Genomic DNA, 8,064 nt, shown 5'->3' on the forward strand with positions numbered 1-8,064 from the left:
TTCCCTGTCGAGTTCATGTGAACTTGATCCACGGTTAGTGTTTTCCCGCGCTGCTCCCTTAAATATGCTGTAAATGACTGAAACTGAGGCACGAGAATGGCTTCGAATTCCGCCGCGACTTCTCTAATTATCTGATTATAGGGAAGAAGTCGTTCATTCTTCCCGTCGTTCGAATCTTCGGATAGGATTGTCGTTTCCATTAATATCAACGATGACCCCGTTTTGCTTTTCGTTTCAGCCAATAATTCCCGGTAGGTATCTCTGAAATCATCGCAGCTGACATTTTTCCATTCATYATTTATGCCAATAGATACGGATAGCCAGTCCGGCTTTAACTCGATTACATCTTCATTCCAACGTGCCTTTAGATCCAATATCGTCTCACCGCTTATCCCACGGTTCTCTACCTGCAAAGAGATCTCCGGTCGTACGATCGATAAGTAATCCCGAACGATGCGTACATATCCGCCTCCTATATTTTCAGGATCATCCTTTCTGCCGCAATCCGTAATGCTGTCGCCAATAAATATCATTTTCTGTCCTTCCTGTAGCAACATGTGCCATCGCTCCCTTTATTTATTCAATAGATTGTAAACGAGTTGGGCAGCTTCCGCCCGCGTCGCATTGCTCTGAGGCGCAAACAAGTTGCTTCCTCTTCCACGCACCAAGTTCGCTTCTTCGGCAGCGGCAATGTAGGGTAGAGCCCATCTCGGAATATCTTGCGCATCCGTATAGCCGACTGTCGCCACAGGCTTCGGTTGAATGCCGGCCGAACGCACGATCATCGTGACCATTTCCGCTCGGCTGATGAATTGGTCTGGGGCAAACTGATTTGCGCTTATCCCTGAAGTGATTCCAGCTTTAATTGCTGCCGCTATACTATCCGCATACCATGCTTCTTCTTTGACGTCGATGAACGAATTGCTCACACCATCATCTTCCAGGTTTAAAGCATTCGCCAGTAAAGTTACGAATTCTGCTCTGGTTGTTTTTCCTTCAGGGTTAAATCTCCACTCATCCACACCATTGACAATATGCTTTGCTGCCAATATTTGAAGCACCCGCTTCGCCCAGTGACCTTCCTTCACGTCGCTGAAAGTCTTGTTATACTCCATAACCGAATACACGCTAAGATGCTGCAGCGTTACCTTAACTTGATTCATGGCCTCATCGATTTCACCGCCGACATATTCCCATTGCATCTTCGCCTTATCGTAATAGTAAATACCGAGAAGCTTCTCATCGACTTGACCGGGATCATAAGGCAGAGATAGCGTAATGCCGCCTGAGACTATATCGGTTGGGATTTCACGATTATCGGCAGTCTTGAGTTTGACTTCGAAATCATAAACTTCACCTGCGATTTTCATCGTCGCTTTGCTGCCGCTGATCGGCACGTTTAATATAGCAGAATTGTTAATAGGGCTCATGGTCACTTCAATTAAAGTACCAGCGATAATGCCTGATTGTTTTCTGAGATCATCCAGCGTCTTTTGACTTATGGTAATCGCCACTTTGCCAAGATGCACTTGAAGCGGGTAATTCCCGACTTCCGATAAGAGGACGACAGCTTTCGATTGACCTTCATCCAACTTCACTTGAGCCGCCCCGTCCTTAATCTCTACCTTTGAGTCAGCGTTGCCGACTTGGCTTTCAGGACTTCCGATACCACTCTCGCCTAAAGCGACGATTGATACTTCGTTAGAAAGACCGCTTTCGCCATATGCATCGTAGGCTTCCGCAACAAAGTAATAGGTCGTATCCTTTGTCAGCCCAGATACAGTAAGATGGGTGACGCTTCCTGCATCAATCTTGCTAGAATGCAAACCGCTAGCTGTACCGTACTTAATGTTATAACCTGTTGCTCCGGCTACCGCACTCCAACTTAATTGCGCCTCTCCATTTCCGGCTATCGCGCTAATCGTTGGAGTTTCAAATATCTGTTTGCTAAGAATCAAATATCCATATTGAATTGGGGCTTTTCCAGCACCTATCCCACTATTGTATTCAATCCATCCATTTCGGGCATCTCCATTACCCGGGTTGATGAAGCTTCCGTCGCTATAATTGGCAAGTACAGAGATCCCTAAGGCGGAACCGTCTTTAACTGAAATTCCTCCCGGAATGATTTCGCCCCAAGGAATACTCAATTCGTAACTAGTAGACTTCGTCGCTTCGTCTCTGGTGATCTCCATTTCGCCTGCGGTAAACTCACCTGCAGTTTTGCCGGCAATAGCATTGTAACGATATCCGACAGTCTGGCTTTCATCTGTTAACCCAAATGCGAATTCAGTGTATCCTTTGCTTCCCGGAATAGTTCCTCTATCGGGATCTATGGCGATCTGAATGCTGGAGCCTTTCCACAAATCGGCCGCATTCGAGATAGGCAAACGATGTACGTCTTCCATAACCTTAATTGCGATATACAAATTGTCATTATCCCACCGGGTATGCCCTATTGCATTTAACCTTTGCGGAGACCATTGATCAGAGAAAGTGCTTTCAATACTTTTCACCTGGGCTTTCTGATCCATGACAAACTCGGGCGTACCCCATTCTTTGATTGAGCCGTCAATTGTCGGCCTAGATTGTGTGAATAAGCTGCGCAGGGCGGTAACTTGTTTGTTTACTTTAATCCGTCTCGACTCGGTAACAGTCCCGGTCATATCGTAAACCTTGTATTGCAAAGTATGCTCTCCATTGCTTAAGCCCTTTACGGTATATGCATAAGGTGATACCGTCATTTCCTGAATCAATCTATCATCCACGTACAGCTCTACTTTTTGAATGGGTCGTATTCCCGCGATATAAGGCATAGTCTGTAAATCGGTAACATTTAATTGATAACCATCTCGAAAGGTTGCAAAATCAACCATTTTCGGTTGCTCGGTTTCCGGGACAGTCGGTCCGGTAGTTAGATGGACAGCCTCTGAAGCAGCCCCTACATTTCCGCTCCGATCTTCCGCTTCTACCTTGTAATAATACGTCGTGTTTGGCCGTGCTTCTTCCCTGTCAATAAAATTTGTCGTAGTGGATTCTCCCACCATATTGGAATAAGCTGGCGAAAAAGCCGCGTCTTCACTTCTATAGATGTTATAGTGCAGGATCCCGTTCCCTTGATCTTCTGCCTCCGACCAGGATAACTCAGGATAATCGTTAAGCGTCGCGGTAACTTGATTTACCGTCGAAGGAATCGATTCATCAATCGGCAGCACTTGTGTATTGCCGTCAAACCCTGTACCTTGTTGCCATGATCCAAGACTCGTATAGGTTGTTCCATGATAAATCGAGCTAAAGGCTAGTGCTTCATTAGTGACATCGTTATGATCAATAACATCAAAGTTCGTATTTGAAGCAATATCGAAAATATTGAAGTTCGTTATTCCTCTGGCAATCGCAACGTGATTATTATAAATCTTATTTCCTGTCCACGTTCCATGGGGATTAGAAGCGCTATTGATCGCGGCCGTATTCTCTATGTCTACGATGATCATATTATTTGCAACATCAAGATCATGCTCTCCTGATGAGAGATCGGGTCTACCCGTGAAATTCCCGAGTGCAATTTGACCATTCCCGTTCGATTGTAGCCCTTGATTGCCTCTGACTTTGTTATTCCATATTTTTGTTCCGTAATTACTCATTGTCGTTATTCCATTGCCTTTGTTATCGTGCGCGTAATTATACTGAACGGTAATATTGTCACAGTACCAATCCACGTTGACCCCTGATCCGTCATACCCCGATTCCGCGTCCTTCATGTTATAAACTTCGTTAAATTTAATTACAGAATCCCGGGAGGCAATGATCCACAAGCCACCTGGCCCCCAAGTGTCCACACCGAGACCTCCATCATGAACAACATTTCTTTCTATAACGGAATGATGAGCATCTTGCAGAACGATTCCTTGGCTGGCAGTATGATGCACGTAGTTTCCGCTGATTTTAAATCTTCCAAAAAGCATCTGGGAGCGCAAATCCTCGTTTTTCGCGGTATCCCATCCAGCAGTGGTTATTCCATACCACCCCACATTATGGACCTCATTGTTAATTATCGACACATCCGTCGCAACCTCTTTGATGTCTGTTCCCGGAATCAACGCCGTAATCATAATTCCATTGCTATTACTGTTGTAATTAGCGCTGTATACCTCATTCTCTTCAATTCGAAGATTTTCGTACCGCTCGGCATTATCATATATAACGTTAATTCCTGCTGTAATATTGCTCCATGATAACGTTGAAGAGGTTAGGATGTTAACGGCTAATCCCTTAATCGTCCAGTGGCTTAAATTATGTCCAGTGACTACACTTCCACCGTATGGAGCATTCCACGAAATGACAGGCTTAGCGCCTGAACCATAAGAAGAAACAGTAATCGGATATTCCTTCGAGCCCGACCCCTTCAAAACAAGCGGTTCATTCCATGCGTCGCCCGATTTCAAGAGGATGGAATCCCCTGCACTGAAAGTCGAAATATTGATTTTATTCAGAGTTTTCCATGCGCGTTCAGCGCTTAAACCATCGTTCGCATCATCGCCAGTGCTGGAACTAACATAATAAGCTGTATGACCATCCGAATTAACAGGTGCTAATACCTTTTGCACCTCGATATTATCAAAGTCCGCAGTTGCCCTCGACATCGTCAAAGCAATCTTTCCGGTTGCAAAAGATGTGTCTACTGTAGACAGTAGTTTAACGCCGTTAATATAAAAATCGATGTATTTCCCCCCTGCTACACCTTTGAATGTATAGGACTTGCCCTTTTCCATGCTGAAAGCCGCTTCTGAAAGCGCCGTCACTTCTCCGTCCAAAACTTTGACAATCTGGATTTTCCCAGCTTCGATATATTGTAGATCGTATCTGTTATGACTATCCTTATGTCTCAGGCTTAAGCCTACCGTTCCATCCTCGCTTATCGCTGTCGGCATAACTTGAGCTTGTACGGAATAATTAGCCCAAGTGCTATTGCCTGTATAGGAAATACCGCCGCTACTCTCCGTTTGCGAATAAACTTGATTAGCAGACAGATCTGTCACGGCAACATGATCGAATTGCGCCGATGAGGCCCATGTGGCAAGCGCTACCTTACCGGATGGAATATAACCGTTATCGTCCGTAGTCTCTATGACCAATTCACCGTCTTTATATACACGGATTTGATTCCCTATCACATCGATTTTCAGATGCACAAACCTCGAGACATCAAGTGAAGGACCATCATATGCCTTTAACCAATCTTGAGCGCTGCCGTTTTGTTTCATCAGCCTGATGTACGATTCACTCATATACAAATAGTAAAAATTCTGGTTATCCTGATGCCGAAAATCCAGCATCGCTCCAGCGCCGCTGATCAGCTTCACATCCGCTTCAAAGGAGTAATCTGTCCAAGCATTGCTCCCTGCAATTAGCTCTGCTCCCCCGTTGCTGGAACTCTGTTGATAGGCTTTGGACGTTTCGCCTTGTACGCTAGACCACTCGCCCCCATTATTAGTCCACCCTGCAGCACTTTCATTCTCGAATTCATCAGAAAATAAAGTTACTCCCGTACTATTAACGGTAGCCCAGGTTCCACTTTCGTGGGTCCAGGCTGCAGCTTCTTCATCTTCAAAATTGTCAAAGAAAATCGAGCTTTCACCTGCTTGAGCATATGAAATATTCGTTCCCGTCGGCCAACTCATCGTCAACAACATCACAATCATCACAACTAGGAAAACTCGATTCCAAATCATTGTTTTCAATTAAATACCCCCCCGTGATAGGATCCCTTCTTAACATCATTATCCTATCACTTCGTCCATCTCTATTAACATGTACTTATCTTTGAAACTGCTATGTGTTTTGGTGGTATTTTGGCTTCAATATTTGATGAATCTGATCAAGCATAACTAGTATGGTTGGTAGACAACGTAGATTCTGTATAATATTCGGTAATAAAAATGAACCAACCATTGTGATGTCACAACGATTGGTTCATTCATCCTTATCGATTTCATTTCAATAACAATTAAGTGATACATAAAACATAAGCGTAGAGACAAATYCAACTAATGATATCTATGCTAAGAAGATGGTTGTCTCGGCGGTTTGACAAATGGAAACCATTTCTTGATTCGGTCTTTCGTCCGTAATTATTGCTGTGACGACTTTCAAATCCGCGAAAGAAACCAGCATGCTCGTACCGAACTTAGAGTGATCAATTACAATATACGACTCTTTTGCTTTTTGAATGGCAACACGCTTGATTTCTGCTTCATGCATATTGGAGTTGCTGAATCCGTGCTGAGGATGAAGTCCCGTTGCTCCTAAGAACACCTTGTCAAATGCCATACGAGAAATCGTCTCCAGTGTGACAGGCCCAACCATTGACTTGGTCGTATCCATTAATATGCCACCAAGAACTATGGTCGGAATCCTTTTTTCTGACAACTCGGCAGCTACATTAATAGCATTCGTAACAACGGTAATATTGGCATCTTCCGGAAGATGCCGTGCAATCTGAAGCGTCGTAGAACCTCCATCAATAAATATCGATTCACCAGCCTGCACTAAGCTGGCTGCAAGACGCCCGATTCGTTCTTTCTCTACTCCTCGTACAATAGAACGCTCTCCCAAGGCAACATCTTTCGATGCAAGAATGGCGCCACCGAACGTTCTTTTAAGCAGGCCGCTGCGTTCCATTTTCTCCAAATCTCTTCGCACAGTCATATCCGTTACGTCGAAATGTTCCTTCAATTCCGATATTTTGACCTCACCTTTGGTCTGTAACTGTTGAATTATTTGTTTTTGTCTGTCATTCAAGTCGTCCTTCATGGCACTCCCTCATATCTCCAGCAGATGGTTTTTAAGCAAAAGCAATAAACGATTACATTTCCGAAAGGTTGTACCTTTATTGTATGGAATGAATTCTTGGAAATCAACAAAATATGTTTCATTTCATAATGTTTTCGTCTATTTTAAACATTTTACTACTTGAAACTACTTCATTACTAATCGATGTTCAATCGATCAAATAGAAAATCCACGATATGGACAGCTTTCACTCGTTCAGGAGAGCCGTGCTTCTCAATCCCATGCTTCATTTGCAGCAAGCAGCCAGGATTGCTGGTCACAATGTATTCCGCCTGTGTATTATTCGCGTGCACCATCTTATGCTCCAGTATTTGTCCTGCCATTTCCGGTTGAGTCACATTATAAATACCTGCAGAGCCGCAGCAGCGATCCGCTTCTTTCATTTCAACATAATTTACGCCATCAATCTCTCCCATAAGCTTTCTTGGTGCATCCGATGCACGCATGACATTACGGAGATGACAAGAATCTTGATATGTTATACGGAGTGATTTCTCCGCTTTACTTGTACCTCGTTCTGAGAACTGCAGCTTGCGGCCTATCCGAACCAGAAGATCGGAAATGTCAATGACCCGCTCGGCAAACCATTCGGCATCTGCTTTCCAATTCGGATCATCATGGAGTAAATGATCGTATTCGACCAGTATTGCTCCGCAGCCTCCCGCATTGGTTACGATAAAATCGACGTTCGCATCCTTAAAGGCTCTGATATTCACCCGTGCCAGAGATTTGGCTTCTTCGGACTCCCCACTGTGGGCGTGCAAGGCGCCGCAGCAATTTTGAGTCACGGGTATGAGCACGTCAAATCCCGATTCCGTTAACAATTTAACGGTATGGATGTTGGTTTGCGTAAACATCATATCCATGAGGCAGCCTCGAAATAATGCAACAGTAGCGATTCTTTCCCCTTTAGCCAAGTGCCTGACCCCGATTTTCTCGGCCACTCCTTTATATGATGTGTCAGGTAATATGTTCTCCATCTCCCGCAAATGCGATGGAAACAGCTTCATCATCCCGCTGGCGTGTGCGACTTTGCGAAGCCCTGTTTTCTGGTAGGCCTTAAGAGCTCCACCCAGCAGTCGCATCCGTTTTTGATGAGGGAACATCTCTTTTAATACGGTGCGGCGAATCCCTTTTACCCACCAACGATGCCGATCGGTATGTTCTTCAATTGCATCCCGCGTTTGTTCGATAAGCTGCCCGTATTTCACG

4 protein-coding genes are annotated in these 8,064 nt (G+C 44.5%); all 4 read right to left on the bottom strand.

Features of this window, described 5'->3' with window-relative positions; genetic code table 11:
• Positions 1-557, bottom strand: a 557-nt coding sequence (locus tag AC1DSE_RS25650) for an SGNH/GDSL hydrolase family protein (protein WP_477528387.1), incomplete at its 3' end; no start/stop codon positions are given.
• Between the two features lie 15 nt (positions 558-572).
• Positions 573-5,732: an S-layer homology domain-containing protein gene (locus tag AC1DSE_RS25655; RefSeq protein ID WP_477528389.1), complete on the bottom strand. Its 5,160-nt coding sequence runs from the start codon at positions 5,730-5,732 to the stop codon at positions 573-575.
• Positions 5,733-6,057: 325 nt separating this feature from the next.
• On the bottom strand, positions 6,058-6,813 hold the full coding sequence (locus AC1DSE_RS25660; RefSeq protein WP_477509229.1) for a DeoR/GlpR family DNA-binding transcription regulator: 756 nt from the start codon (positions 6,811-6,813) through the stop codon (positions 6,058-6,060).
• A 176-nt stretch (positions 6,814-6,989) separates the two neighbouring features.
• The coding region (locus AC1DSE_RS25665; protein WP_477528388.1) for a (Fe-S)-binding protein at positions 6,990-8,064 on the bottom strand (1,075 nt) is incomplete at its 5' end.

The sequence above is a fragment of the Paenibacillus sp. 01L418 genome (genome assembly GCF_056400045.1).